Origin of the sequence: Paenibacillus sp. AK121, from assembly GCF_019042715.1 — a bacterium.
In the GTDB taxonomy this organism is placed as follows: Bacteria; Bacillota; Bacilli; order Paenibacillales; family Paenibacillaceae; genus Paenibacillus; species Paenibacillus polymyxa_C.
In genome coordinates, this window is sequence record NZ_JAHPJM010000002.1 from 361,287 (window position 1) to 386,129 (window position 24,843).

Genomic DNA, 24,843 nt, shown 5'->3' on the forward strand with positions numbered 1-24,843 from the left:
CATAGAGGAGCGGTAACATGGGATATCCAATCATCAAATATAACGGAACGGTTTTATCTCTTAAAAACCCGAAAGTTAAGGTTGTACAGAAAATGAATGAACATGTGAAGGTCTTTTTGACAGGTGTGTTAACGGGTACTCAAATGGAAGAGTATACAGATCATATGGAGGCAGGGGCGAAGTTAGTTGTTTCTTATGTGAATGATGATCATAAACAGATTGTATTATTTCGAGGGTTAGTCGCGCAATTTAGAATCAAGTTGGTGTCCAATGTAGCCCATTTGGTCGTCGAAGCTCTATCCTATACAAGCCAGCTGGATGAAGTGCTTCATAAACAAACTTTTCAAAATGTAAAGATGAAGCTGCAAGTATTGCTCGAACATGTGCTCAAATCCTATCCCAAAGCCAATTGTACGAGCCGCTTAAAAGATCAGCTTTTACAGGAATTTACGATGCAATTCGACGAAACAGACTGGTCGTTTTTGAAACGTATAGCGTCTCGGCTCGGTTGGGGACTAATACCTGATCCGATTGGTGAAAAACCTCAGTTTTATTTTGGATTACCGGATGGTGTCAATCAGGGTGACCTCAGGCAGTATAACTACTCCATGACCAGAAAAACCAAACCAGGGGCCAGCAAGGATGACAACCTTTTGTATTATAAAGTGCAGACGACAGGGGCCAAAGATGTCCTGCTACAAATTGGGGCTGAGGTTAAATTTAAAGGGAAAGCTTTGTACGTCCTGCAGTCTGTTGCGTTTATACGACATAGTGCTTTGTGGCATGAATATGTGCTGACTACAGCAGATGGAATGAAGCAGGATTTGATTGTAAATGAAAGCATTCGTGGTATCTCGTTAAAATCGAAGGTTATTGGAATTGAGCAGGACCACGTGAAGGTTTTCTTTTATGAAATGGATAAGGTCAAGCCGAATGTCAAGGAAACCTACGCTTTCCCAACGGCTACATTTTATACATCGGAAGGGAATACAGGATGGTACTGCATGCCGGAGCTGTTTGACTTTGTAGACATTTACTTCCCGACCGCTAAGGAAAAAGACGCCATTGTAACTCACTCGGTCCGTAAGAGATCCAAAGGGGGCGACTTTATTAAGGACCCGTCCACGAAGATCTTTATGACCAAGTACCGCAAAGCTATTATTTTTGAGAAAAATGAAATTTTAATCACGGGGAACGACGATGAAGTGGTGATTCGACTGCTAGATGACCACGGCATCGAATTGCGGAGTAAAAAGGACATCCGTGTTAAGGCTGATGGAAACCTAGTACTCAATGCGGGTAACACAATACAAGTCACAGCCAAAGATGCCATCGGTTTAAAATGTAAAACGAGTTTGGTTGAAATGGACGGAAACATTAAAATGACTGGAGAAAAGATAAAGACGCAGTAAATAAAACCACCAAGAGAGGGGGGGGGGGAGCATGGCTAAAGTAACTACAGGAGCAATCGTGAATGAGAAACCGTCGACCCAGGAAGATATGGTCCAAGAATGGAAACGTAAAATAAGCAAAGGCGAATATCCTTTTATTCATATAAATCAGCCTCGCACCCAAAGTGAAAAACGGTAAATGTGTCAGGCAACGAGGGAATAAGGCTCCTAAGGAGCCTTATTTGTTCATCTATGCAATTTTCTCCTAACATACAGTTACAAAGACCTATTCCGCCTAAGCTATGTACTATGACCAGAAATACTGAATCCAATGACTTTATACTTATTTTTCCTCCCGGCTATATCGCTCGTAAATAGGATGCACTATAATTATACTACTTCTTAATTTGGGAAAAATTAGACGTTGAAATTTATAATAGCCCTTCTCAGGAAGAAGGGGTCTTGTATTTGGGAACTTCGCTGTCGATAAACCAATCTGGCCCAGAGACGTCGATTACTTCTTTGGTTTTATAACTGTAATAAATGGTAATCTTGCTGTCTTCGTGACCTTTAATGTACCCATACAGATATATTCTTGAGTGGACAGCAGGATCATCCACAGTATAATCCTTTAGTATAAAATCGGCATTATAGTGTTCTTTAATAAACTCCACTCCGATGGGAGTAGCGACGTCTACTAATTCTTTCTTCTCTTTGTCGGACAAGCTGGAACAACCTCCTAAATACATAACAATTAAAATAAGTGCCAGAATCAGTGGGATTTTTCTGTTCAAGTTACAATTCTCCTTTTCTGGTAATCACCTTTTTCATAACTCTATAATATATTTACACAATAGACAAGGTGGGAATAACTTGACCTACATTAACGACAAAACATATTGGACCATTGCAGATAGAGTTTATGACCGGGAGTTGACTGCTAAAGATTCTAAAAGCAGAATCCTTCCTGATTGGAAGATTGTTGAACCCGAAGGAGCTATGTTGCATGACACGAACGGTTCGGGATTCGATGCGACCGTATTCCATAACGAAAAAACCAATCAGGTGATCATCGGTTATAGAGGTACAGAACCTCCGGATCGGCCCAAGTGGAGCGTGGCGATGGACTGGGGAACGGATTTTAGCGATGTCGTCGGAGGACGCGCGAAAACGTTGGAAGAAGTCCATCAATATTATGAAAATAATAAGGAAGAGGTGGCCAAACTCCCACCACAAGTGCAAACTGCATTTCTTCAATATGAGGAAAAGTATCAGAATAATCAATTTACACAAGCTCAAAATTTATATGATGTTGTAAGAAAAGAGTATCCCTCTGCTGAAATAACGACCACAGGCCATTCTCTGGGAGGAGCGGAGGCAGAATATGTGGCGGTGCGGAACGGACTGTCATCCGTCAGTTATAATCCACCAAGCATTGTACATCTATTGCCGGATGATCTTCAAAAGAAGGTGGAAAATGGCGATTTTCGAAAGACGAATGTCGCTTATGTCAATCCGAAAGATACTATTGGTTCGGGAGTTAATGATGCACAGCCACATGTGGGTGCAACCTACTTTATAGACAATGATTATAAGACAGCTAATGAAGCCAAAATCACTGTTCCTGTTTCATTACCAGTCAAAAGGGAAAATAAGTGGGCTGACTTTTTTTTGGGACCCAAATGGTCTCCCATTGTCTATGTCCCAATTACGTTGCCTATGATGCAGCAAGATCCGATTACGAAGTTCTATAATTCAGTATTTGGAGAAGCAACGCATAGCATGGAGCATTTCACATTTGATGAGAACGGCAATATCAGCAATCCGCTGTACACTATGGACGGACAATTGGTAGAAGGTAATCCGCGGGTGCAGGCGTACGAGCAAATGCTGGCCGCACAGGCAGAGCTTAAGCAAGTCATGGGCGATTTGGTCGAACGCTACGGGGGACAATTAGGTGCCTTCGGGCAGTTTGCTGCTAATGCACTCGGTGTGAATTTGATGGGAGCAGGCCAGAATGACCGCGCTAATGGTGGAGCTTATTTTGTAGGCAACAAAAATGGGGGCACAATTCAATTAACACCCGAAGAGCTAAAGCATGCGGCAAATCAGATGCGTTCTAGCTTACATGGATTTTCCAGTGATACCCGTGCGTCCATTCAGTTATTTCAGGCTCATATCGGGACAAGTGAAAGTCAGTCTTTGACCCCGCTTGCGCATAGTGCTACGGCGACACTGGATCGAATTAATCGCTGGTATCAGGAGTCGATCACAGAGATAGCAGAGTATATCGATCGTAAGGGCCAGGAATTTACGATGGTGGATCAATAAGAATGAGCAGCTGGAAGAACACAACAGGAGGCGAAAGAGATGAGCAGAATATCTTTGAGCCTGGGGGATCTGCGGAGAGCTGTACAGCAGTGCGAGCAGCTAAGGCAAAGACTTCAGCATCAGGAGCAGCAGATGAAAAATATATATAGTCGTCTGCAAGACTGGCGAGGCGAATCGGCTGCTGAATTAACACGCAAAATGGAGGCGTTTCTCCAAGGAACCACATTACGGATCCACGAGTTGGATGAGCATAAAGAGCAGTTGAAACGTTATATTCGCAAAATGGAAGAAGCTGATCGGCGGGAAGAAAAGCGTAAACGAGCAGCGCAATGGTGACAGGCGTATATCATAGCTAACTTTATGCTGTTGTGGCCAGCTACATAACTTACAAGAACCGTACTATCGCTAGGAGACTTCTGCGGGGTACGGTTTAATTGTGTGTACATAAAAACTACATATATACTACATATATAGTAGAAGGAAAAAAATATCTCACGGAATGCGGCGATAGTAATCTTGAAGTCTGCATCTTAAGGTTGTTGTTATTTTGGAGCATTGTTGTACGAGCTACAGTTAATGTAAGTTTCATCTGATCAATGGAAATAGTAAATTGTTTCCTTTCGTTGTTATCGGCCCTTTGGTAGGATGGATCTAAACCGAGATTTTTGAGATCAGTAAGTATAAAAATGTCGCAAAGCTACAAACTTCGACATATTGTTCGCTTTTTCGCGATATCCGTTATTGAATCAGGGATTTTTGTTTGCTATTTAGCGTATATTTATGTATAATCTATCGTGTTAAAAGATTGATTGTACGTAATATGCTGATGAGGGTGGGTTCATGACGCTGCTCGACAGTAACGAAAGCAAAAAGCGGATGTGCCAGATTTACAATGAAGTTTCAAAGGAACTGTTCGGCTTCGGGACCACGCTGTTGCGGGCCACCGTTGAGAACAACATTGTTACCTTTGTAGCGAAGCACCGGCGTTCTCCACGCTCGGCGGCATTGGAAGTGGAAGCCCCTGGCTTGAAGCTGGAAGTGGATTTCCGAATGTCCATGCTGTATAAGAAGAGACTTCGCGAGAAGCTGATTGAGGATATGGAGCTCGATATAGAAGCTCTACTGCGCGACTATGATTCAGCAACGCAGTGGGCCATTACGAACATCATACTGAAAGAGTCCTAATAAAATTGGATATTCGGCTTTTCGCTTCGGATCTATCTGAGGGGAGAACCTGTTATAACGCGCAGCGGGATCAACTTATTCTTTGTTTACGAAGAAAAGTATTCTTGTTTTACAAGAGTACTTTTCTTTTTTGTGTCATAAGGTGTGCAGAATAAAAAAACAGGGGGAGTTTCATATGAAAAAGTGGTTTAAAGGATTTATGGCTGTGACCTTGGCATCTGTGGTACTGGCAGGTTGCGGCAGCAATGCTACTAGTGGTCAGACAGATGGCAAAGATGGCTCAGCTGATGGGAAAAAGAAACTAGTTATTTCCACATGGGGCTTCTCCGAGGACTTTTTTAATAAAGAAGTGTACGAGCCTTTTGAAAAGGAACATAACGTTGATATTGTTGTAGAAATCGGAAATAATGCGGAACGATTGAACAAAATCAGTCAAGGCAGCACTGATGTCGATCTGATTTATCTGTCTGATTATTATGCCCAACAGGGAATTCAACAAGGGCTATTCGAGAAGTTGGATCGCAGTAAAGTGCCAAACTTGAACCAAATTTATGATATTGCCAAAGCACCGCTGGGTGAGGAATATGGTCCTGCTTATACAGTTGGACGCCTTGGTATTGCCTATAATCCAGAGCTGGTGAAAAAAGATGTGACCTCCTGGGCCGACCTGTGGGGCACTGAATTCAAAGGAAACGTGACTCTGCCGAATATTACGGCAACGGCTGGCCCGATGATGGTAGACGCGGCTTCCAAGGTAGCGGGTAGCAAGGAATTTAATGAAGACCAAGCCTTTGGGAAGCTGAAGGAACTGAGTCCGAATATTGTTAAGTTTTATAGTAAAACGTCCGAGTTCGTAAACATGTTTAGCCAGCAGGAAATTGCGGGCGGTCCGATTATGGAAATGTATTTCAAAGATTTGCAGGCTGCCGTGCCAGGTGCGAAATTTGTAGCTCCTAGTGAGGGTGCTTATGCAGTCATGAACACGATTAATGTAGTGAAAGGCTCCGACCAGAAGGAGCTGGCTGAGGAATTTATCAACTGGCAGCTGAGCAAGGAAGTTCAAGAAAAATCCGCCAAGGCAAAGGTTGATTCTCCGGTGAACACACAGGTAGTACTATCCGGTGCAGACACTCAAGGGATTACGTATGGTGCAGATGTAGTGAATAAGCTGACCAAGCTGGATATGAAATTCGTTAACGACCATATCAAGGCATGGACAGATCGCTGGAACCGGGAAGTTACACAATAATGAAAAAGATCATATTAGATGTAGATACAGGCATTGATGATGCGTTGGGTATTTTACTTGCGGCCAAAAGTGGTCAGCTGGATATCCAAGCGATTACTACGGTATGCGGGAATGTTTCACTTAAACAAGCAACACTGAATACATGCAAAATCCTCAACCTGCTGGAAAGACCGGATATTCCGGTCTTCCGGGGGGCAGAGGCTCCATTAATACGAAAAGGCCTGCACGAGCACCGTGTTCATGGAGAAGACGGCATCGGAGGTGCATTGAGTGGAATAGTCCCAGCCATCTCTGCATCTGAAGGTTTTGCACCGGATATCATCATTGAGACCGTGATGGCTCACTCGGGGGAAGTAACGCTGGTTTGCACCGGACCGCTCACCAATCTGGCGTTGGCGTTGCTGAAGTGTCCCGATCTGACGGATCACGTTCATGAGGTCATTTTTATGGGCGGTGTTATTCACGGGTGCGGCAATATTACACCTGTAGCGGAGTATAACATGTATGCTGATCCTGAAGCCGCACGGATCGTATTTCACGCTGGATTTAGTCGATTGATACAGGTTGGTCTGGATGTAACACGCAAGGCACTGCTGACTGCGGATCATGTTGCTCGTCTGACCCGTCCAGAGATTCGTAATTATGTAGCTGAAAGCACGGCCGTGTATACCAAGCGTTATGAAGAACGCAACGGCGTAAAAGCGTGTGCGCTTCATGACCCGCTTGCCGTAGGTGTGGCATTGAATTCGAGGTTAGTAGATACCTCGCTGTTATATGTGGACGTGGAAACCTCCAGTCGCATATGTGACGGACAAACGGTAGGAGATGTGCAGAACCGTCTCAATCATATTCCCAATATGAACGTGTGCGAGCAGGTGGACAGTGAAGCTTTTCTGGAGCTGTTTATCCAGGTGCTGAACAAGGAATAACATTTTGATAACCGCAAGGAGCTACCCATGAAGAAAACATACTTGTATTGGCTGCTGCTGCCAGGTTTGCTCTTTCTGGCGGTGTTCATGGTCATTCCGATTGTGTTGACGATCGGTTCGACCTTCGTACAGAACAGCTCATTCACCCTAGAAGGCTATCTCCATTTCTTCAAGGACCCTTATTTTCTGAAAATATTGCTGACTACGCTGGAGGTCAGTGTCGTAACGACCCTCGTATGCGTATTGCTCGGTTTTCCGACGGCTTATTATATTTCACAAAAGGCCCCGCGTCGTAAAGGGATTTTGCTGGCGCTGGCTATCTTTCCCTTGTTGACGAGTCCGGTGGTGCGGTCATTCAGCTGGATGGTCATTTTGGGTCGCAAGGGGTTATTAAACAACGTGCTAATGAGTTTAGGACTCGTGGATGAGCCGCTAAATATTTTGTACACTCCGGCAGCAATGATTATTGGTCTGGTCCATTTGTTTTTACCGCTGATGATTATTTCATTGATTGGTGTGCTTGAAAATATTGACGGTGATCTTGTCCATGCTGCTCAGAGTCTTGGAGCCTCCAGATTTAGCGCATTTCGTAAAATTGTATTCCCGCTGTCTGTTCCGGGTCTGATCATTGGAAGCATTCTTGTTTTCGTAGGCAGCCTGACAGCTTATACGACCCCAGCACTGCTGGGAGGGAAACAGCGGGTTATCGCTACATTTTTGTACCAAAATGCGATGACGCTTAACGACTGGTTTTTAGCCTCTGTTATCGCAACAATTATGATTGCTATTACATTTATCGTGGTCGGTCTCTTAAATAAGGCGGCCCATAAACTCAATCCGAAGGGGTAGGTGGATATGCGGGAGAAACATTACGGACTAGGCTTCTTTAGCCTGCTGGTCTTCATCTTTCTGCTCGGTCCGCTGTTGATCATATCGGTCACTTCTTTCGAGCCGGGCACGGTATTAAAATTTCCTCCGCAGGGCTTTTCCTTGCGCTGGTATGAAAATATTTTTGAAGTGGATTTGTTTATGTCCACGTTCAAAACGTCGATTGTCGTCTCTCTGCTGGGCAATATCTTGGCGTTGTTAATTGGTATGCCAGCCGCTTATGCGCTTAGTCGGTTTTCGTTTCGCGGGAAGGATGCACTGAATGCCTTGTTCCTTTCCCCGTTGCTTATACCGGGTATTGTGCTTGGATTTACACTGCTGCGTTATCTGATCATTGTGTACCATTTACCGGTATACGCTGGACTTTTGATCGGACATACGGTGATTATGCTGCCGTTCATTATTAGAGTCATTGCATCCAGCTTGTCTAACTTTGATTTTGCGATTGAGGAAGCAGCGCTTAGTTTGGGAGCTGGACGGCTGGAAACCTTTTTCAAGGTGGTTCTACCCAACATCCGCTCAGGCATTATTGCGGCTATCCTGATTGCCTTTCTGGAATCATTCAACAATGTCGACATTTCCGTCTTCATGACAGGACCGGGCTTCAGCACCCTGCCTATTCAAATGCTGACTTACGTCGAAAATTATTTTGATCCGACGATTGCAGCGATTTCGGTTATGCTGATGATTTTAACGGGTATCCTGATGTTCTTGATTGAACGACTGATGGGATTGTCTTACTTCACTAAAAGGTAATGGAGGCTTCAACCTTATGGCACTGCTTACTCTGGATCGCGTTTCGGTCGCTTATGACAACCAACTGATCTTGCAGGATTTCGATTTGCAGCTCGAACGAGGGCAATTGCTTTCGTTGCTCGGACCGAGTGGTTGTGGCAAAACGACTACACTTCGTCTTATTGCAGGATTTCTCGAAGCTAAACAAGGAACATTTTTGTTTGGTGATAAGGATTATACCCGGGTTCCAGTGAATAAACGGAACTTCGGTTTTGTATTCCAAAGTTATGCGCTTTTCCCGCACTTGTCGGTTTTTGATAATGTTGCCTTTGGTTTGCGGTTACGTAAAGTAAAAGAAGATGATGTGAAACGACGCGTTATGACTATGCTGGATACGGTTAGCTTGGGGGGATTCGAAAAACGTTTCCCTGGCGAATTATCAGGCGGGCAGCGTCAACGTGTCGCGATTGCGCGAGCGCTTGTAATTGAACCTGATCTGCTGCTGTTTGATGAACCTCTGAGTAACTTGGATGCTAACCTGCGTGTAAATATGCGCGTAGAAATCCGCCGTATTCAACAGGAGCTAGGCATCACCACCGTGTATGTATCGCACGATCAGGAGGAATGTTTTTCGATTTCTGACCAGGTTGCGATTATGAATAAGGGGAACATCGAGCAATTAGACGCTCCATCGACCATTTTTAAATATCCGACGACCGAATTTGTTGCCCGCTTTATTGGGTTTAATAATTTTCTAAGCTTTGACGAGCGCACTGAAGAAGGAGAACGTATTCGACTGAGTACAGGCGACCTTTCGTTTAGCGTAGTGCGTAATCAGGGCACAGTCCAGCCAGGGGCTCGCCAAGGCGCTATTCGCCCGGATGATTTGGTCATTCGAACAGAAGGCAACGAGACAGGAGAAAATGAGCTTCCCGGTGTCATTAAGGTAAGTACTTACCTAGGGCGTAGCTATCAGTATGTGGTAGAGACAGCGAAGGGAAACTTTACGGCTAATCAGGAAATGGACACGCCTTACTTGAGTGGTCAACGGGTTACCCTGCATTTTCCGGCAGACAAAATGGTGCTGGTCCAATAATCAGCGGGTTCGATGAAGGAGATACATCATGCGTGCAGACAAAATGATTTTACAAGTTAAGGTGTATAACAGTTACTACAAGACGTTCGAGGTAGGCAATGTTGCTATACTTGACGGCAAGTTTATGTATATCGGTCAGCGTGGTCTGGAATCTTTCGAGGCTGCTGAAATTGTGGAGGGGCACGGGAAATATATGATTCCCGGCCTGATCGATATCCATTTGCATATCGAAAGTACAATGGTGACACCAGCAACCTTTTCCTATGGACTCATTCGCAATGGGGTCACGACGATTGTACCGGAACCGCACGAAATGGCGAATGTTTTCGGATTGGAAGGTATTCAGGAAATGATGGAGGCCAGCAAAGATTGCGTGGCTGATATGTTTTACGGGATTCCTAGCTCTGTCCCAGCGACGCCTTTGGAGACCTCAGGGGGCGAGATTGACATCCTCGAGATTGATGCTTTGTTGCAAACGGGTGAGATGATCTGCTTGGGTGAAATTATGAATTATGTAGATGTCATTCGTGATCCGGAGAGCAAGACGAATCGCATCTTACGCCATGTTCGTGAGCACTACCCAGAGCTGATCATTGAAGGCCATACGCCGCAGTTGCTTGATCTGGATTTGCATCAGTTGATCTATGCAGGAATAGGCTCAGACCATACCCACCAAAGCATTGAAGGTATGAAGGCAAGAATGGCAGCCGGGATGTTTATTGAGATCCAGGAAAAATCCATGACCCCTGAGGTGATGGACTATCTCATTCAGGAGGACGTGGCACAACATTTTTGCTTCGTAACGGATGATGTAATGCCGGATTCTTTCGTAGAGCGGGGACATCTGAACCATATTGTAAGTAAAGCGATCGGAATGGGCATGAAGCCTGAGGATGCGATTTATGCAGCTACGTTTACTCCTGCTGCCCGGATGCGCATGCATGATCGCGGGACAATTGCGCCAGGGAAAATAGCTGACTTTGTGCTACTATCGGATCTGGAGCAGTTTGATGTGGAGCAAGTCTATAAGGACGGTCATAAGGTATTTGATAAATTTGAGGAATATCATCAGGCACAGGTAAAGTGCCAGTTCCCTGCCCACTTTTATCAAAGTGTAAAGCTCAATCCACTCACAGAGCAGGATTTTACTGTGAAGTTGGATGTAGCTGATGGCACACATCAATGCCGTATTATGATGGTCAAGGATGGATCAACTTTTACAAGCGAACGAATTGCACCTGCCCAAGTGGAGCAGGGTGAACTGGTATGGGAACAAGGTGAACATGGACTCATTGCTACGTTTGAGCGGTATGGCAAGAACGGCAACCGTGCTTACGGTTTGATCGGGGGAGATACGATTAAACGCGGGGCCGTGGCGACCACCTATTCGCACGATAACCATAACTTGCTGGTCGTGGGGCATAACAAGCAAGATATGATTTTGGCTGCGAATACGGTTCTATCCAGCCAAGGGGGCTTTTGCGTAGTTGAAAATGGCAAGGTGCTGTCCCATTTACCGTTAACAGTGGGCGGAATTTTAACAGAAGGACCGCTAGAAATGGTTGCTGCCCACGTAAAGGAACTGCGTTCAGCATTACTGTCGCTAGGCTATCGCCATTACAATCCAATCATGTCGCTGAGTACTCATTCTTTGCCAGTCAGCCCGGCTTTGAAAATTACCGATCACGGCTTGATTGATGTAAACGCAGGCAAAGTTGTACCCTTGATTGTAAACCCTTCGGAAATGCAAGAATAAAAAAAGAGTCGACCCTTTTAGGGGCGGCTCTTTTTTGCTGTGTTTAGATTATTGAGGTGGGTTGCGAATTTGTATGAAGCGTTTGCCTGTCGATCAATTCACGTAATCTTCATGATTTAACCATAATAAGGCCTTGCAAAACACATAGATAGTGTTATAATTAAAACAGGATTTAGATTAAGTCTAAATTAATTGCTGAATATTTTTTAGTTTCACGCATGGGATTTAGAAGAAAATCAGACACTACTGCTAGCGAGTATCACTCCAACTATATTAATGATAATAACGAGAGGGGATTTTAAACATGAGTACATTAAATCATACGAACGCACCTACACAAGAGGCTATTCAAGAACTGCACAAGGCTTTAAACCGTCACGTGGCTACCTGGTCTGTACTGTACACAAAACTGCATTATTTCCACTGGTATGTAAAAGGACCTAAATTCTTCACACTGCATGCTAAATTCGAGGAGCTTTATAATGAAGCAACAGCTAATCTGGATACGATTGCTGAACGTTTGTTGGCTATTGGCGGTCGTCCTGCTGCGACCTTGAAGGAGCATTTGCAACTGTCAGCTATTCAGGAGTCCGCAGGCGAGCAGACAGCCGAAGATATGGTGAAGGCCGTTGTAGCTGATTTTAAAACGATTACTGTTGAATTGGCTAATGGTATGGAAGCAGCAGAAGCGGCACAGGACAAAGCAACAGAGGATCTTCTGAATGGCTTGAGAGAAGAAATGGATAAACATATCTGGATGCTTACCGCATATTTGGGATGAGTTTCTGGGAGTGATTTCCACGGATATGGAGATCAGGTGAACAAGTACACATCTCGTTGGTTCCGGCCTGCTACAGGAGTATAATGACGAAGAAGCATGATAGACCACAGGCTCATGAGCAAGCGAGCTACCGGGATGGGGTGTAAGTTGTGGAAGTGAAACAACAGCTTTTGCATGAAGCAGAGCAGTTTATATATACATGTTATGAGGAGCTGGGCCGAAGCCGCGCTGATGCGGAAGCCCGGCTTCTTCATATTCGTCACGACATAGAGACTATTGGAACGTACGATCATACTTACGAAGAGCTGGAACACGGGGCACTTATGGCTTGGCGGAATAGCAATCGTTGTATCGGTCGCTTGTTTTGGGACAAGCTTTTGGTTAGGGATGCACGGGGAGCGTCAGATGCGACGCAAGTAGTTCACGAGCTATTGGAGCATATCCGCATAGGGACGAATGGCGGCAAAATTAAGCCTACGCTTACTGTATTCCGCGCCTCCCAGCCGGGCCAGCCGGATATTCGTATCTGGAACCATCAACTCATTCGTTACGCTGGATATGAAACGGATCAAGGGGTCATCGGGGACCCGATCTCGGTGGATTTTACGAATGCTTGTAGGGATTTGGGGTGGCAAGGAGCAATGACTGCTTTTGATATATTGCCGCTAGTTGTGGAAGCGGGAGGCCAGCCTCCCAAGCTCTTTGATATTCCTGAACATTTGGTGATGGAGGTGCCCATTGAGCATCCGGAACTCTCGTATATAGCCTCTCTGGGATTGCGCTGGTATGCTGTGCCTATGATTTCAGATATGACGCTGGAGATTGGCGGTATCATCTATACAGCAGCTCCATTTAACGGCTGGTATATGGGGACAGAAATCGGTGCCCGTAATTTTGCGGATACCTTCCGCTATAATATGTTGCCACAGGTGGCAAAGCTGATGGGGCTGAATACGACGAGTGAAACAACGCTATGGCGTGATCGCGCGCTGGTAGAGTTGAACATTGCTGTGCTGCATTCTTTTAAAAAAGCGGGGGTCAGCATTGTCGATCATCATACCGCAGCAGCACAATTCAAGTTGTTTGAGGAACGGGAAGCCAAGGCTGGTCGCGCGCTGACAGGTAATTGGACGTGGCTGATCCCACCGTTGTCACCAGCAACCACGCATATTTTTCATAGTTCTTACGATAATCGGCTTGTGAAGCCGAATTTCGGAGTTCAGGAAAAGCCATATATGACGAGACAGGCTAAACCAACAACAGATGCAGCGCTGCCGCAGAAGCCGCAAGGCTGTCCTTTTCATTCTGGATAACCTAACGGGAGACTAATTGTTGGATCTGGACTCCGGTTTATCCCATACAACGATCAATAGGGTCGCGATCGGCCCTATGAGTAGTGAGAGCACAAACCAGTTAAGCCTGCTCCGATTTTTGGACTGTGCCAAGCCGGCATTAATAAGGGCAAGCGTTCCCCAGCCGATATAATAATCTTCTGGCATGGTATTCTCCTTTGTAAAAAGGTATAATATCGTACTGTGTATTGTATGAGTACATTCATAATTTCATAAGTTATATCGTAAATATAACTTTATATATCTTGGTTTGAGGAGCGAAGCTAAGTTGGAGAGAAATCAGGCAGAGCGCATTGTCGCTGAGCTTTTGGAACGAGCTGCTATAGGCGTAACAGTTAAGCTGGAGAAACGTTTTCCTGGTGGACGGCTGATTGGGGGCAAATATGCCATGCATGCTCACGCCATTACCATGTATACGGATGTTATCGAAACACAATGTTTACAGATGTTCGGCAGCGCAGATCGGGTTGAGGAGTATTTTACGGTTGTGCTTGCGCATGAGATCGGGCACGCCGCCGATACTGAATTAGAGGGCCTCTCCGATGCGATGGAGCAAGAGAACGGGATCGGGACCCGGCAACGGCTTGCGCTGCAAATTGAGGAAAACGCATGGAACTATGCGCTTAGACTGGTGCCTGAAATAGAAGCAACGTTTATTTCTGCCGTAATAGACGAGTCCCTGCTTGCCTATCGAGTCCCGATTATGGAGCAGTCTGACATTGCGTAATGATGAATGATCCAAGAGCCGTTAGGCTCTTTTTTTATTTGTTTTTAACAAACGAGGTGGACAGACAGATTCAAAGGAGCAGCTTTTTAAGCTGTGACACACGACCTTGAGACAATTCCAGCATTTCGGCTAATTCTTTTTGAGAGACATTAGGGTATTCCTCCATGAGCTGCTTTAGTTTATTCAGGAGCTCATTCTGATTCCTGTAGCTTCTTCTTTTCTTCGGCTGGACAGGACGTGCTTCACTCAAATGACTGGAGGGATTATCGCTCTTCAGGTTTTCAATACAACTCTTGCAGATCAGATGATCTCTGAAATAGCTTAAATGATCAACGGCGCCACAAAAATAACAAGAAACCCCCGTATATTTGCGAATCATCAGTCCCTCTGGTGTAATAAAAAAATCGAGGGCATCTCCAATATTAATATTCATAGAAGTGCGTAGTTCTTTGGGTAGCACAATGCGTCCCAAATGGTCTAGTGGTCGTGTCATTCCTGTGTTCTTCATCATATTTCCCCTTTCTTGGAATGCGCTTATGGTTGCAGGAATTGTATGTTATGTATGCTGGAAGTACAAAGCGCTTATATTAAAGTTTGTTTTGGTATAGCTATCCTAAAAAAAGCTCCGGCATGACGAACAATTACGTCTGCCGGAGCTTGGTGCAGCCAATGAATCTAAGATGTCATGTCGAATTACTGTGGGTTGGTTGTCCAAATGCCGGCTACTTTTAATTGAACCCGTGGCGGCAGCTTCAATGCAGCTAACGTCAGATCGGCCAAATCCTGCGGCTGAAGCATGCGGTCCTCGTCACCAATAGGCAATCCCGCATTTACAGCCAATTCTGTATTGACCGTGCTTGGTGTCAGCGCGGTAACCCGAATGTTGGATTTGCGAACTTCCTGCATCAGTGCTTCCGTGAATCCCATCAAAGCAAATTTGGATGCGCAATATGCAGAGCCTGTTGCAAAACCTCGTTCTCCTGCTGTGGAGGAAATGTTAATAATATTTCCGCTCTGTTGCGCCAGCATGCTTGGAAGAGCGGCGTGTGTCACATAATAGGTTCCCATCAGGTTTACGCGAATAATACGTTCCCACTCTTCGGGGTCCATATCTGCGACTGTGCCGAAGGTGGCGATGCCTGCATTGTTGATCAAAATATCGATGGCACCCAGTTCATGCTCCAGTGAAGCTACAGCGGCAGCGGCCTGTGTGCGATTGGATATATCCGCAACAGCACTCACCACTTTCACACCGTATGTACTCCCCAGTGAATCCTGCAGCTTTTGTAGGTCGGTCAATGTGCGTGAGATTAACCCCAGATTAACGCCTTCCTTGGCCAAAGTTTCGGCAATTGCCTTACCGATTCCTTTGCTGGCTCCTGTAATAATGGCTGTTTTGTTCTTAAGTTCCATCCAGTCTCCTCCTTATCACTATATAACGTGGTTGTGCATCTGAGCACATGGTTTCATTATACTAGGTTGAACCCCTTGAACCAAACTTCGCCTCTAATGAGGCATTCATTTAGAGGTCTCTACTTGGAAATATCAATATCCCCTGAAGTGGTTTCGACCTTAATCACGTTCACACTACCGGGAACAGATTCGGGAGTATTGATACTCCCAGAGTCAGAGCGAACATTATAGACACCTTTAAAATCGGGAGCTTGCTTAATCTTCACGTCACCAGAATCAGCATTCACTTCCAAGTTGGCTACGGCACGTTGTGTAATATTTGTCTCCCCTGAGGTTAGGGAGAGAAGACCATTACCGCTATAATCGTGGATGGTGACATCTCCTGAAGTAAGCTTTAGCTCCATATCTGCAGTAAGCTGACTGGCTATAAAGTTACCGGACGTTAGATTTGCGATCAGGTGGGTACTCCGGAGGTTTGTAATCTCGGCAGTGCCTGAAGTAACGGTGATAGAAGTATTCTTCACAGAGGCATCTTGAAGTTTTACATTCCCTGAATGTGCATCTACCTGTAGGCCAGTTAGTGTTTCGCCAGAGGGCATCTCTACGGTAATCGTTTGATTCAAATCAGGAGTGATCGAAAAGAATGACAAGGAAGGGTCCGGCTCCGATTGAATGGTAAGCTTACCGTTCTCAATTCGGGCATTATGAATTTGGTCGGCTACTTTTGTTTGAACTTCTCCGCTGATGCGTATCGTACCTTGGTCGCCAGAGCCAGGAGTGAACAAAATAGAAACATCATCAGAACTGTCCACTTTCAGGTTTTGTAGCTGACCACGTGTGAATGTCCACTTTTTATTTATAGCTGTTGTTTCTTTCATTACTTGTTGATTCCATGGAGCACCGTAGGCCACCATTCCGGCTGCCCCGATGACAATGCACAGACCTGCTGCAATAAACCACTTTTTATTCATGTTTTTAGTAAGCTCCCCTCAGGGTAGTCTGATTCCATTTCCAGTATCGTACTGTGCTCTTGACCATAAGGAGTAAGAGATAACGTACTCCAGGCAGCAGCAATAGACCTATACCCGTCAACGTGATAGAGAAAAAGAATTTGGCCGGGTAAAAGGTGCTGTTTAGCGCATAATCAGTAACAGCGAGAAGGGGGGCTACAATGAAGCTGATCGATACCACAGCCAATGAAGCCCATACTGCCCATAGGGTAGCCATAATCGGGATGGAGATTAGCAAATTGAGAAACAACAGCCCTAGGAAAGTAAAAATATTGCGAGCAAAGCTGCCCTGGCGAAGCGGAGGAGAAGCGTTCCAGGCTGCATTGGGAACATCCAACGCTTCTCGAGCAATATCTTCTGGGTTACCCAGCTCATGGGCAATCTCACTTTCGCTTTTGCCATTAACCAACCCGTAGTCAAAATGCTGGCTCAAATCACTAAGCAGCTCATGGCGTACCTCTGCAGGGAGAGGAGAAAGACGCTGTTCCACCTCTGTAAGAAACTGTTTTCTATTCATCGGAATTTCCTTCCTCCAGTAGGCTTGCGACATGATGGACAAAATCATTCCATTCCCGTGTAAGTAGTCTTGTATAATGGCTACCGGTATCGGTTAGCCGATAATATTTACGGGGCGGACCCTCGGTCGATTCCTGTAAATACGTCGTGCAGTATCCCTCTGATACCAGACGGCGAAGCAGTGGATATAGGGCTCCCTCTGCTACTTCAATATGACGGGAGACGGCTTGAGCCAATTCGTAGCCATAGCGGTCTCTACGTCCAATTAGAACTAGAACGCATAGTTCCAGTACCCCTTTTTTGAATTGGATGTTCACATTCACGAGCGATGCTCCCTTCCTGATGTAATCATAATTCATAGGTGTCGTTCGGAATAAGGGGAAGAAACGTGTGTTTGTGCATAATTTGTCACGGGTACTGATTATAAATCAGTAGTCAGGTATAATTTAACATCATGTACTGATTAATGCAAGGTACTAAATTTTTAATAATAAAATCTTCGGGTCAAAATGGGCTGGTTTTCTTTCTTTAAGGCTTACATGAATAGCGAATCTTGTAGAATAAAGTAGTTTCATTTGGAAAATTCTCGATTTCTGGCTGGGTGCACCCATAGGATGTTACTTTAATTTCATTCATTAAAATGATAGATTGTAAAGTGTTCAATAGAGTTAAAGATTACCTATGATGAAGAGGTGGATAAAGGATGGACTGGAAACACTGGTATAGGGAATTGGAACAGGATGATGAGACTTGGGATGTGTCGGAGGAGGTTGTACTGCGTGGTGTGGTACATCTCGATTTTTGCGGGCAGGCATCGGAGGTAGAAGCTGAATTTATCGTGGGAGCCGACTCTGAAGAACAGGCACAGACTATAGAAGAACCTACAGAGCTGCAAAAAAAGACATGGGAGACGTATATGGCATGTTCGTCAGAGATCCATCCTCAAGTATTGGAGTCCATACACCATTATTATGTAGACATAGTGGAAAAGTATCGGAAGGCATACAGCTCATGGGGAGAGGACCCTAATGAATATGCGCCTTATGTGGAGCGACCAGAGCAATTGCTGGATCGAATGCAGCTTATATCTATACTGATTTCCGACTCATCGGAAAAGGATGAACTATATTTGAATTTTAGTTGTTCCTGGGATCGAGAGCATGGCTTAGGTGTACATCTGAAGCAGATGAAAATCGAGCATATTCAAGGTGCATATACATTATATGACTTGGAATAAATAAAACCCCCTTCCGGTCTCTAATAGAAAGACCGAAAGGGAATAGGATATGGTGGACATGATGACGCGATTGGATATGATAAATATATTAGTTGGATACAGACAGCACGGCACGGGCTGCTTGAGCCGCCTGTACCATTTGCCGCAATGCGGCAACAGATTCTTCCTTGGTACGGGTTTTCAGCCCACAGTCTGGATTAACCCAGAACAAATCTGATGGCAGTACGCGCAAGGCACGCTGAATCATGCTTAGCATTTCTGATACATCAGGAATGCGCGGACTGTGGATATCGTATACACCCAGACCGATGCCTTTGTCGTAAACCTGATCCTCAAAGCTAACAATCAGTTCTCCGTGGCTACGAGAGGTTTCAATAGAAATCACGTCGGCATCCATGTCTGAAATGGACTGGATCATATCCTGGAATTCGGAATAGCACATGTGTGTATGGATTTGGGTCGCAGGCTGAGCGGTGGCCGTGGTCACAAGGAAGGCTTGAACTGCCCAATCCAGATAGGCCTGCTGTTGTTCTTTTTTCAACGGAAGCCCTTCACGAATTGCGGGTTCATCCACCTGAATCATGCTAATACCCGCTTGTTCGAGTGCCTCTACCTCTGCCCGTAATGCCAGAGCTAACTGCAAAGCTACTTGCCTGCGTGGAATATCATTACGTTCAAAGGACCAGTTCAAAATGGTCACAGGGCCTGTAAGCATCCCTTTAACTGGCTTGGAGGTTAACGACTGAGCAAATGCCGTCTCTTCCACGGTCATAGGTTGATCGAACGACACATCTCCGTAAATGATCGGCGGTTTAACACAGCGGGAGCCGTAGGACTGCACCCACCCGTTTTGTGTAAAAGCAAAGCCTTTCAGCTTTTCGCCAAAAAATTCAACCATGTCGGTCCGTTCAAATTCCCCATGTACAAGCACATCTATGCCAATGTCCTCTTGGATATCAATCCATTCCTTGATCTGCTGTTGGATGAATGTCCGATATTGCTCGGCAGACCATTCTCCTTTGCGATAGTGCAGACGGGCCTTGCGGACCTCAGCAGTTTGCGGGAAGCTGCCGATGGTCGTCGTAGGTAGTGGGGGCAACTTCAGCCTATTTTGCTGAATCACCCGGCGCTCGGCGAAAGGAACGCTGCGTGACAGTGGCTCTTTTGCCAGCAGGTCGGCCAAATCGGCAGCTGTCTGTACCCTTGCCGCGGAGCGGTTGAAGCGGGCTACCGCATCCGAACTTTGCTCAAGCTTGGCAATTGCAGATGGATCGTGCTTACCAAGTGCAGCCGTCAAGACTGCGATTTCATCCAGCTTTTCATCGGCAAAGGCTAGTGCATGCACCAGCTCTCGGTCCAGTTTATGCTCTGCTTCCAGACTGACCGGCACATGCAGCAGACTGCACGATGGCTGTACGACAAGCTGTGCGGCAGTGGTCTGTTCTGCTAACTGGCCCAACAGCGCAGCTACGGCATTCAGGTCGCTGCGCCATATATTGCGTCCATCAATGACACCAGCACCCAGCGTTTTCCCTTTGGGGAAGCCATGCTGGCATATATGCTGAAGATTTTCGCCATCATCGTATACAAAATCAAGACCCAGTCCCTGTACCGGAAGTTCAGTCAGACGCTCATAATGATCCAGGCTGCCGAAGTAGGTTTGCAGCATGATGTTCAACGAGGGTGCAGCTTGGGTCAAAGCTTCATAGACCTCCTGAATAATCTCCAGATCCTCTGCCGGGAATGAGGTGGTCAGGACAGGTTCATCGATTTGGACCCATTGAACGCCTTCTGCTGCTAGCTCTGACAAGACTCGGGCGTATAAAGGCAGGAAGGTTCGTATAATAGAAGCCAGATCCTTACGATCATAGCCTTTGGATAAAACAACAAATGAATAGGGACCGATGAGAACCGGTTTACCGTCAATGCCTAGCTCTTGCTTTGCTTCACGATAAGCCAGTAAGGGTTTATTTTCAGTGAGCACCGGAGCCGCATTTGCCAATTCGGGAACGATGTAGTGGTAATTGGTATTCATCCATTTGGTCATTTCACTGGCAGTAGCTCCCTTCTGCCCACGTGCGATCCCGAAATACACAGATAGAGGAACTGGACCTGTAGGACGATAGTTGAAGCGTTCGGGGACGAGACCAAACATCACGGATGTATCCAGCACGTGATCGTAATAGGAGAAGTCTCCGACAGGAATGCGATCAATCCCTTTGTCACGTTGCTTGCTCAGATGCTCCAGACGCAATCTTTTCATCTCACTATGCAGTTCGCTTTCGTCAATACTACCCTGCCAGAAGCGCTCCAGTGCTTTCTTCCATTCCCGGTTCCCACCAATACGCGGATAACCCAGATTACTGCTAATCAAAGCCGACAATGCAGATCGTTCGTTAATGGACATGTAGGTTTCCTCCTAACTGGTAGCCAGTTTATTTTTACGTACCAAAAAAGGCATTCTGCCCCCAAGGCTAAAAATGAGTAGGGGAAAGAATGCCTCCGCGATTAAAATTCAAAAATACGGCGACTGCTCTTAACACCTCCCTATCTTCCGTAGGTACTGCGATGTTGTTAAAATAGGCAGGTCTCCTGACTTACGGATCATGACGTTCAGCATCCCTTCCCGGTCTGTGGACCAGTGGGTGTATGAGTAGCTGAACATTCCCCGTTTACAGTGGCGGGACCGTCCCGGATTTGCACCGGCTTCCCTTTTAAGTCTGATCTGAATAGAACAGACACCTATTTCCAAGCTATGCGATTAAGGTATGACGAATAATTATGCACTCGTATACTTGTTCACCATCATAAGTGAAACTCACAGGATGTGCAATAGAAACAGTAATAGAAACTGGAGTGGAATCTGTTAGTTATATGCAAAAAAGACAAGCCCACCCCATCGTGGGGACTTGTCTTTGATATAGTATCTTGCTAAGTAGAACATCGCCTTTAAGCCAATGAAACGGTGTAACCTGCCTGAATACTGGCTCTCACATCTACCAGACGTTGATTACGACTGCCTCGAAAGGGGAGGGTCAGATCCTTTTGCTGTTCAACAAAACGGCCATCTACAATCACGTCACACAAAAACGCTAGCTCCTGTCGTTCCTGATCCATGAGCAGATCTTCGTAAACAAAGCCCGTGTAGGCCCATACGGTTCGGTCGGGACAAGCCGCGCGGAAGTCACGTACAAATTGCGAGCATTCTGCTGCTGAGAAAAAAGGGTCTCCCCCGCAGAGAGTCAGTCCGTCCAACAGCGGATTATCCATGATATCACGGATAACCTCCTGTTGACGCTCAGGCGTGAATGGCTCCCCTGCGCGGAAGTTCCACGAAGCTGGATTAAAACAGCCGGGACAGGCATGGCGGCAACCGCTAATGAATACAACGGTGCGCAGGCCGTATCCTTCATTCAGAGATTCCGGAATATAGCCGCACAAATTCACTTATGCTTCACCCGGTCGCGGACTTCGGCTTGCTTGGCAGCATTAAAACGAACGGTATAATCTCCTGTCAGATATCCGGTTACCCGACGTAAACGCTGAAAGTGCGTGTGCTCCTCATCTGTGCCGCATTGAGGACAGCTTGTCCCGATAATTCCTTCATAGCCGCATTCCGTACAACGATCTACCGGATGGTTGATGGAAAAGTAGCCGATGTTCTGTTGAAGTGCGTACTGAACAATTTTAAGAAATGCATCCGGGTTATTCCGTGCATTACCGTCCAGCTCAATGTATGAAATTGCACCCGCATTACATAGATTATGGAACGGAGCCTCCAAGCTGATTTTACGTGCAGCGGGAAGCTTGTAATACACCGGAATATGAAAGGAATTCGTGTAATATTCCCGGTCATTGACCTCAGGGATAATTCCGAAGTCACGTTGATCCAGCAATGTAAACTTGCCTGACAGACCTTCGGCAGGCGTCGCGAACAGTGTAATATTTAGATTGTAGTGCTCACTCATTCGATCACAATACATGCGCATGGAAGTGATGATTCGCTGTGCTTCACGGTATACAGCATCATCTTCCCCGTGGTGTTTTCCATATAATGCTTTCATGCACTCAGCCAGCCCGATAAAACCAATCGAAAGTGTACCGTGCTTTAGGAGGCTTCCTACCTTCTCATCAGGTGCCAGTTCTTTTCCGCCTTCCCATACCCCTTCGCGCATCATAAAGTCCGAGGCTTTGGCTGGCTGGCTGGTCTGGATATGATAGCGATGGATTAGACCGTCTACTGCAATTCGCATAACCTCTTCCAATCTCGCGTCAAAGCGATCACGGTCAGGTGTCATACGCTTGCCTGTGCAAATACCATATTCAATCCCGAGCCGTACCAGATTAATGGTATTAAATGAGAGATTACCCTTGCCGCTCTGGCGGTTTCTGCCGAAACGGTCAGAAATGGTGCGGGTACGGCAGCCCATCGTGGCAATGATGGTATCGGGGTCATCTGCGCGGTAATAGGGCAGATTGAAGGTAGCATCCACATTCACAAAATTGGGATACATCCGCTTGCTGGAGCACTCTACCGCCTTTAAGAACAAGTCGTAGTTGACATCGCCCTCTGCCTGGTTGACTCCTTCTTTACATTGAAAAATATGTTGTGGAAAAATAGGAGTTTCCCCGCTGCCGAGTCCGCGAATTGTGGCTTCCAGCAGTGATTGCGAAACAAGCCGACCTTCAGCAGACGTACACATCCCGTAATTTAGTGAAGTGAACGGAATTTGCCCCCCTGCCCGACTGCTCATCGTGTTCAGGTTATGAATGAGCGATTCAGCGGCCTGCCGGGTTTCTGTCTCTGTCTCTTCGCGTGCGAATGAGTATGAACGAGGACAGGTTTCTTGCAAATGGGTATTGGCTAGATGCAGTTCTTCGTCAGACCAACGGGAGTCTAGCTCTTCCTCGAACAGCCGGAGTCCTTTGCGCAGATGCTTGCGGAAGGAACGAGCAACGTATGGAGCAAGGTCCCAATCTATTTTATTGGCAGAGACACCACCGAATTGGCTATTTTGCTGAGACTGGAATATGATGGCGACCAGTGCCATCGCAGACATAATTGTTTGCGGTGTGCGTACAGAGCCATTGCCTGTATTGAAACCGTCTTGTAGCAAACGACCAAATGGGATAAAGATACAATTTGTAGTTCCGAGCGCATATTGGTCCAAATCGTGAACATATACATACCCGTGGTCAATGGCGTCTGTCAATTCAGGCGGAAGTACACGCAAGCGCGCATACCATTTGGCATATTCCGAGCCAAGCTTGCTCATTTTGCCACTGAACGATTCTCCATTTAAATTTGCATTCTCCCGCAGCATGTCCAGATCTTGTGCCCCGATGACTCGCTCGCCGATGTCGTATAATTGATGTTCCTCCAGCACCTTCATCGTAAAACCCTCCATATAGTAAAAAATATATATTTTTCACAAAAACAACATATTGATGATATCTAGTGATAACCAATTGTTTCGATCTATATATTGTATATACGTAGACATGGAGAGTATGTGACTATTGTCACATTGATGGGAGCAGGAAGCACAAAAAGGCCAGGTATAGAATAAGAGACACATCCACAGATATGCGCCTTACTCTATACCTGGCCACCGCAGTTGCAACGAAATAAGTAGGTTTGCAAGTACATCGTATATGATATTGGGAAATAAACTTTTAGAAGGTTTAGAGCAGCTTTTTCAGTTGGGACACACGGCCTTGGGAAATATCGAGCATTTCTGCATACACTTTTTGTGGCAGGTTCGGATGTTCCTGAATCAGCTTGCGGAGCTTTTTTACCATTTCACCTTGCTGTACTCTGGATTGCTTGGGCTGCCAGGTTGTGTTGGCTTGGATCGGTTTGGTGCGTTCTTGAGCCTGGATGGCATCATTGCTTGTGGCATGTACATGTTCATCGTTCTTTAATAACTGAATGCAATCAGCGCAAATAAAGCTGTCCCGAAAATAAGTTAAATGATCCACTGCGCCGCAAAATTTGCAGGAGACACCCGTGTATTTCCTTAATACAAATCCTTCTTCATCTACGAAGAATTCAAGCGAATCACCGATATTGATATCCATTGTGGTACGCATTTCCTTTGGGAGTACGATTCGCCCCAACTGGTCCAGAGGCCGTGTCATTCCGGTATTTTTCATCAGCGCTTCCTCCTTCAATGATATATCCTGATTATACCAAAAAATATCATTTTTAGCTTTATATATGAAAGGGGAAATGTAACTTTTTTTC

The 24,843-nt window shown here is 45.8% G+C and carries 26 protein-coding genes and 1 riboswitch; of the genes, 15 read left to right on the plus strand and 11 right to left on the minus strand.

Annotated elements, in window-relative coordinates; genetic code table 11:
- Positions 1-17 precede the first annotated feature (17 nt).
- Together KSP24_RS04890 and KSP24_RS04895 are read left to right on the plus strand one after the other, a co-directional pair.
- Positions 18-1,412: a hypothetical protein gene (locus KSP24_RS04890; RefSeq protein WP_216974599.1), complete on the plus strand. Its 1,395-nt coding sequence runs from the start codon at positions 18-20 to the stop codon at positions 1,410-1,412.
- Between the two features lie 31 nt (positions 1,413-1,443).
- Entirely contained in the window at positions 1,444-1,590 is a 147-nt protein-coding gene (locus KSP24_RS04895; protein ID WP_013373577.1) for a hypothetical protein, read from the plus strand.
- Positions 1,591-1,837: 247 nt separating this feature from the next.
- Here the strand turns inward: KSP24_RS04895 and KSP24_RS04900 are convergent, their stop codons facing one another.
- A complete protein-coding gene (locus KSP24_RS04900; protein ID WP_040102645.1) occupies positions 1,838-2,185 on the minus strand; it encodes a hypothetical protein in 348 nt (115 codons plus the stop codon).
- A 79-nt stretch (positions 2,186-2,264) separates the two neighbouring features.
- Between KSP24_RS04900 and KSP24_RS04905 the strand changes: the two genes are divergently transcribed.
- From KSP24_RS04905 to KSP24_RS04955, 11 genes are all read left to right on the plus strand, one after another.
- Entirely contained in the window at positions 2,265-3,722 is a 1,458-nt protein-coding gene (locus tag KSP24_RS04905) for a lipase family protein (protein WP_216974600.1), read from the plus strand.
- 39 nt (positions 3,723-3,761) lie between these two features.
- On the plus strand, positions 3,762-4,058 hold the full coding sequence (locus KSP24_RS04910; protein ID WP_013373572.1) for a WXG100 family type VII secretion target: 297 nt from the start codon (positions 3,762-3,764) through the stop codon (positions 4,056-4,058).
- Between the two features lie 504 nt (positions 4,059-4,562).
- A complete protein-coding gene (locus KSP24_RS04915) occupies positions 4,563-4,907 on the plus strand; it encodes a hypothetical protein (protein WP_013373571.1) in 345 nt (114 codons plus the stop codon).
- 175 nt (positions 4,908-5,082) lie between these two features.
- Positions 5,083-6,156 carry an ABC transporter substrate-binding protein gene (locus KSP24_RS04920; RefSeq protein WP_013373570.1) on the plus strand — a complete coding sequence of 358 codons (1,074 nt, stop codon included), beginning with the start codon at positions 5,083-5,085 and terminating at the stop codon, positions 6,154-6,156.
- Positions 6,156-7,085 carry a nucleoside hydrolase gene (locus tag KSP24_RS04925; RefSeq protein WP_216974601.1) on the plus strand — a complete coding sequence of 310 codons (930 nt, stop codon included), beginning with the start codon at positions 6,156-6,158 and terminating at the stop codon, positions 7,083-7,085. The genes KSP24_RS04920 and KSP24_RS04925 overlap by 1 nt, the downstream gene beginning before the upstream one ends.
- A 27-nt stretch (positions 7,086-7,112) precedes the next feature.
- A complete protein-coding gene (locus tag KSP24_RS04930) occupies positions 7,113-7,934 on the plus strand; it encodes an ABC transporter permease (protein ID WP_013373568.1) in 822 nt (273 codons plus the stop codon).
- A 6-nt stretch (positions 7,935-7,940) separates the two neighbouring features.
- Positions 7,941-8,729 (plus strand): ABC transporter permease, encoded by a 789-nt coding sequence (locus KSP24_RS04935; protein WP_013312456.1) that lies wholly within the window; start codon positions 7,941-7,943, stop codon positions 8,727-8,729.
- Between the two features lie 16 nt (positions 8,730-8,745).
- A complete protein-coding gene (locus KSP24_RS04940) occupies positions 8,746-9,804 on the plus strand; it encodes an ABC transporter ATP-binding protein (RefSeq protein ID WP_216974602.1) in 1,059 nt (352 codons plus the stop codon).
- Positions 9,805-9,832: 28 nt separating this feature from the next.
- Entirely contained in the window at positions 9,833-11,560 is a 1,728-nt protein-coding gene (locus KSP24_RS04945; RefSeq protein ID WP_192442889.1) for an adenine deaminase C-terminal domain-containing protein, read from the plus strand.
- 304 nt (positions 11,561-11,864) lie between these two features.
- Positions 11,865-12,341, plus strand: coding sequence for a Dps family protein (locus KSP24_RS04950; protein WP_040102650.1), 477 nt, complete (start codon positions 11,865-11,867; stop codon positions 12,339-12,341).
- A gap of 149 nt (positions 12,342-12,490) precedes the next feature.
- Complete coding sequence (locus KSP24_RS04955; RefSeq protein WP_216974603.1) at positions 12,491-13,654, plus strand: nitric oxide synthase oxygenase; 1,164 nt, start codon at positions 12,491-12,493, stop codon at positions 13,652-13,654.
- A gap of 12 nt (positions 13,655-13,666) precedes the next feature.
- Here KSP24_RS04955 and KSP24_RS04960 read toward each other — a convergent pair whose 3' ends face one another.
- Positions 13,667-13,840: a hypothetical protein gene (locus KSP24_RS04960; protein ID WP_172800021.1), complete on the minus strand. Its 174-nt coding sequence runs from the start codon at positions 13,838-13,840 to the stop codon at positions 13,667-13,669.
- A gap of 121 nt (positions 13,841-13,961) precedes the next feature.
- On the opposite strand from KSP24_RS04960, the gene KSP24_RS04965 reads away from it, so the two are divergent.
- Positions 13,962-14,420: a hypothetical protein gene (locus KSP24_RS04965; RefSeq protein WP_025676799.1), complete on the plus strand. Its 459-nt coding sequence runs from the start codon at positions 13,962-13,964 to the stop codon at positions 14,418-14,420.
- Between the two features lie 70 nt (positions 14,421-14,490).
- Here the strand turns inward: KSP24_RS04965 and KSP24_RS04970 are convergent, their stop codons facing one another.
- The 5 genes from KSP24_RS04970 to KSP24_RS04990 all read right to left on the minus strand — a co-directional run bounded on the left by KSP24_RS04970 (position 14,491) and on the right by KSP24_RS04990 (position 17,682).
- Positions 14,491-14,928, minus strand: coding sequence for an AbrB/MazE/SpoVT family DNA-binding domain-containing protein (locus tag KSP24_RS04970; RefSeq protein ID WP_013373561.1), 438 nt, complete (start codon positions 14,926-14,928; stop codon positions 14,491-14,493).
- Positions 14,929-15,113: 185 nt separating this feature from the next.
- Positions 15,114-15,833, minus strand: coding sequence for a 3-ketoacyl-ACP reductase (locus tag KSP24_RS04975; RefSeq protein ID WP_216974604.1), 720 nt, complete (start codon positions 15,831-15,833; stop codon positions 15,114-15,116).
- Between the two features lie 119 nt (positions 15,834-15,952).
- The gene (locus KSP24_RS04980; RefSeq protein ID WP_216974605.1) at positions 15,953-16,804 is read right to left on the minus strand and encodes a DUF4097 family beta strand repeat-containing protein; all 852 of its coding nucleotides are present in this window, start codon (positions 16,802-16,804) and stop codon (positions 15,953-15,955) included.
- A 4-nt stretch (positions 16,805-16,808) separates the two neighbouring features.
- The gene (locus tag KSP24_RS04985; protein WP_025676804.1) at positions 16,809-17,360 is read right to left on the minus strand and encodes a DUF1700 domain-containing protein; all 552 of its coding nucleotides are present in this window, start codon (positions 17,358-17,360) and stop codon (positions 16,809-16,811) included.
- Positions 17,353-17,682, minus strand: a complete 330-nt coding sequence (locus KSP24_RS04990; protein WP_013373556.1) for a PadR family transcriptional regulator — start codon at positions 17,680-17,682, stop codon at positions 17,353-17,355. The genes KSP24_RS04985 and KSP24_RS04990 overlap by 8 nt, the downstream gene beginning before the upstream one ends.
- 380 nt (positions 17,683-18,062) lie before the next feature.
- On the opposite strand from KSP24_RS04990, the gene KSP24_RS04995 reads away from it, so the two are divergent.
- Positions 18,063-18,596 (plus strand): DUF6985 domain-containing protein, encoded by a 534-nt coding sequence (locus KSP24_RS04995; RefSeq protein WP_216974606.1) that lies wholly within the window; start codon positions 18,063-18,065, stop codon positions 18,594-18,596.
- Between the two features lie 88 nt (positions 18,597-18,684).
- Here the strand turns inward: KSP24_RS04995 and metE are convergent, their stop codons facing one another.
- The 4 genes from metE to KSP24_RS05015 form a co-directional block, all read right to left on the minus strand.
- Entirely contained in the window at positions 18,685-21,003 is a 2,319-nt protein-coding gene (metE, locus tag KSP24_RS05000; protein ID WP_216974607.1) for a 5-methyltetrahydropteroyltriglutamate--homocysteine S-methyltransferase, read from the minus strand.
- Positions 21,004-21,161: 158 nt separating this feature from the next.
- Positions 21,162-21,357, minus strand: a riboswitch (cobalamin riboswitch).
- A gap of 188 nt (positions 21,358-21,545) precedes the next feature.
- Complete coding sequence (gene nrdG, locus KSP24_RS05005) at positions 21,546-22,043, minus strand: anaerobic ribonucleoside-triphosphate reductase activating protein (RefSeq protein WP_058830272.1); 498 nt, start codon at positions 22,041-22,043, stop codon at positions 21,546-21,548.
- On the minus strand, positions 22,040-23,989 hold the full coding sequence (locus KSP24_RS05010) for an anaerobic ribonucleoside triphosphate reductase (protein WP_216974608.1): 1,950 nt from the start codon (positions 23,987-23,989) through the stop codon (positions 22,040-22,042). Before KSP24_RS05010 ends, nrdG begins: the two co-directional genes overlap by 4 nt.
- A gap of 292 nt (positions 23,990-24,281) precedes the next feature.
- Entirely contained in the window at positions 24,282-24,752 is a 471-nt protein-coding gene (locus KSP24_RS05015) for an AbrB/MazE/SpoVT family DNA-binding domain-containing protein (protein ID WP_013373551.1), read from the minus strand.
- Positions 24,753-24,843 lie beyond the last annotated feature (91 nt).

Bases quoted from the DNA above. Each gene is read 5' to 3' on its own strand.
- KSP24_RS04890 (WP_216974599.1), top strand. From the start codon at position 18: ATGGGATATCCAATCATCAAATATAACGGAACGGTTTTATCTCTTAAA.
- KSP24_RS04895 (WP_013373577.1), top strand. From the start codon at position 1,444: ATGGCTAAAGTAACTACAGGAGCAATCGTGAATGAGAAACCGTCGACC.
- KSP24_RS04910 (WP_013373572.1), top strand. From the start codon at position 3,762: ATGAGCAGAATATCTTTGAGCCTGGGGGATCTGCGGAGAGCTGTACAG.
- KSP24_RS04915 (WP_013373571.1), top strand. From the start codon at position 4,563: ATGACGCTGCTCGACAGTAACGAAAGCAAAAAGCGGATGTGCCAGATT.
- KSP24_RS04920 (WP_013373570.1), top strand. From the start codon at position 5,083: ATGAAAAAGTGGTTTAAAGGATTTATGGCTGTGACCTTGGCATCTGTG.
- KSP24_RS04925 (WP_216974601.1), top strand. From the start codon at position 6,156: ATGAAAAAGATCATATTAGATGTAGATACAGGCATTGATGATGCGTTG.
- KSP24_RS04930 (WP_013373568.1), top strand. From the start codon at position 7,113: ATGAAGAAAACATACTTGTATTGGCTGCTGCTGCCAGGTTTGCTCTTT.
- KSP24_RS04935 (WP_013312456.1), top strand. From the start codon at position 7,941: ATGCGGGAGAAACATTACGGACTAGGCTTCTTTAGCCTGCTGGTCTTC.
- KSP24_RS04940 (WP_216974602.1), top strand. From the start codon at position 8,746: ATGGCACTGCTTACTCTGGATCGCGTTTCGGTCGCTTATGACAACCAA.
- KSP24_RS04945 (WP_192442889.1), top strand. From the start codon at position 9,833: ATGCGTGCAGACAAAATGATTTTACAAGTTAAGGTGTATAACAGTTAC.
- KSP24_RS04950 (WP_040102650.1), top strand. From the start codon at position 11,865: ATGAGTACATTAAATCATACGAACGCACCTACACAAGAGGCTATTCAA.
- KSP24_RS04960 (WP_172800021.1), bottom strand. From the start codon at position 13,840: ATGCCAGAAGATTATTATATCGGCTGGGGAACGCTTGCCCTTATTAAT.
- KSP24_RS04970 (WP_013373561.1), bottom strand. From the start codon at position 14,928: ATGAAGAACACAGGAATGACACGACCACTAGACCATTTGGGACGCATT.
- KSP24_RS04975 (WP_216974604.1), bottom strand. From the start codon at position 15,833: ATGGAACTTAAGAACAAAACAGCCATTATTACAGGAGCCAGCAAAGGA.
- KSP24_RS04980 (WP_216974605.1), bottom strand. From the start codon at position 16,804: ATGAATAAAAAGTGGTTTATTGCAGCAGGTCTGTGCATTGTCATCGGG.
- KSP24_RS04985 (WP_025676804.1), bottom strand. From the start codon at position 17,360: ATGAATAGAAAACAGTTTCTTACAGAGGTGGAACAGCGTCTTTCTCCT.
- KSP24_RS04995 (WP_216974606.1), top strand. From the start codon at position 18,063: ATGGACTGGAAACACTGGTATAGGGAATTGGAACAGGATGATGAGACT.
- metE (WP_216974607.1), bottom strand. From the start codon at position 21,003: ATGTCCATTAACGAACGATCTGCATTGTCGGCTTTGATTAGCAGTAAT.
- KSP24_RS05010 (WP_216974608.1), bottom strand. From the start codon at position 23,989: ATGAAGGTGCTGGAGGAACATCAATTATACGACATCGGCGAGCGAGTC.
- KSP24_RS05015 (WP_013373551.1), bottom strand. From the start codon at position 24,752: ATGAAAAATACCGGAATGACACGGCCTCTGGACCAGTTGGGGCGAATC.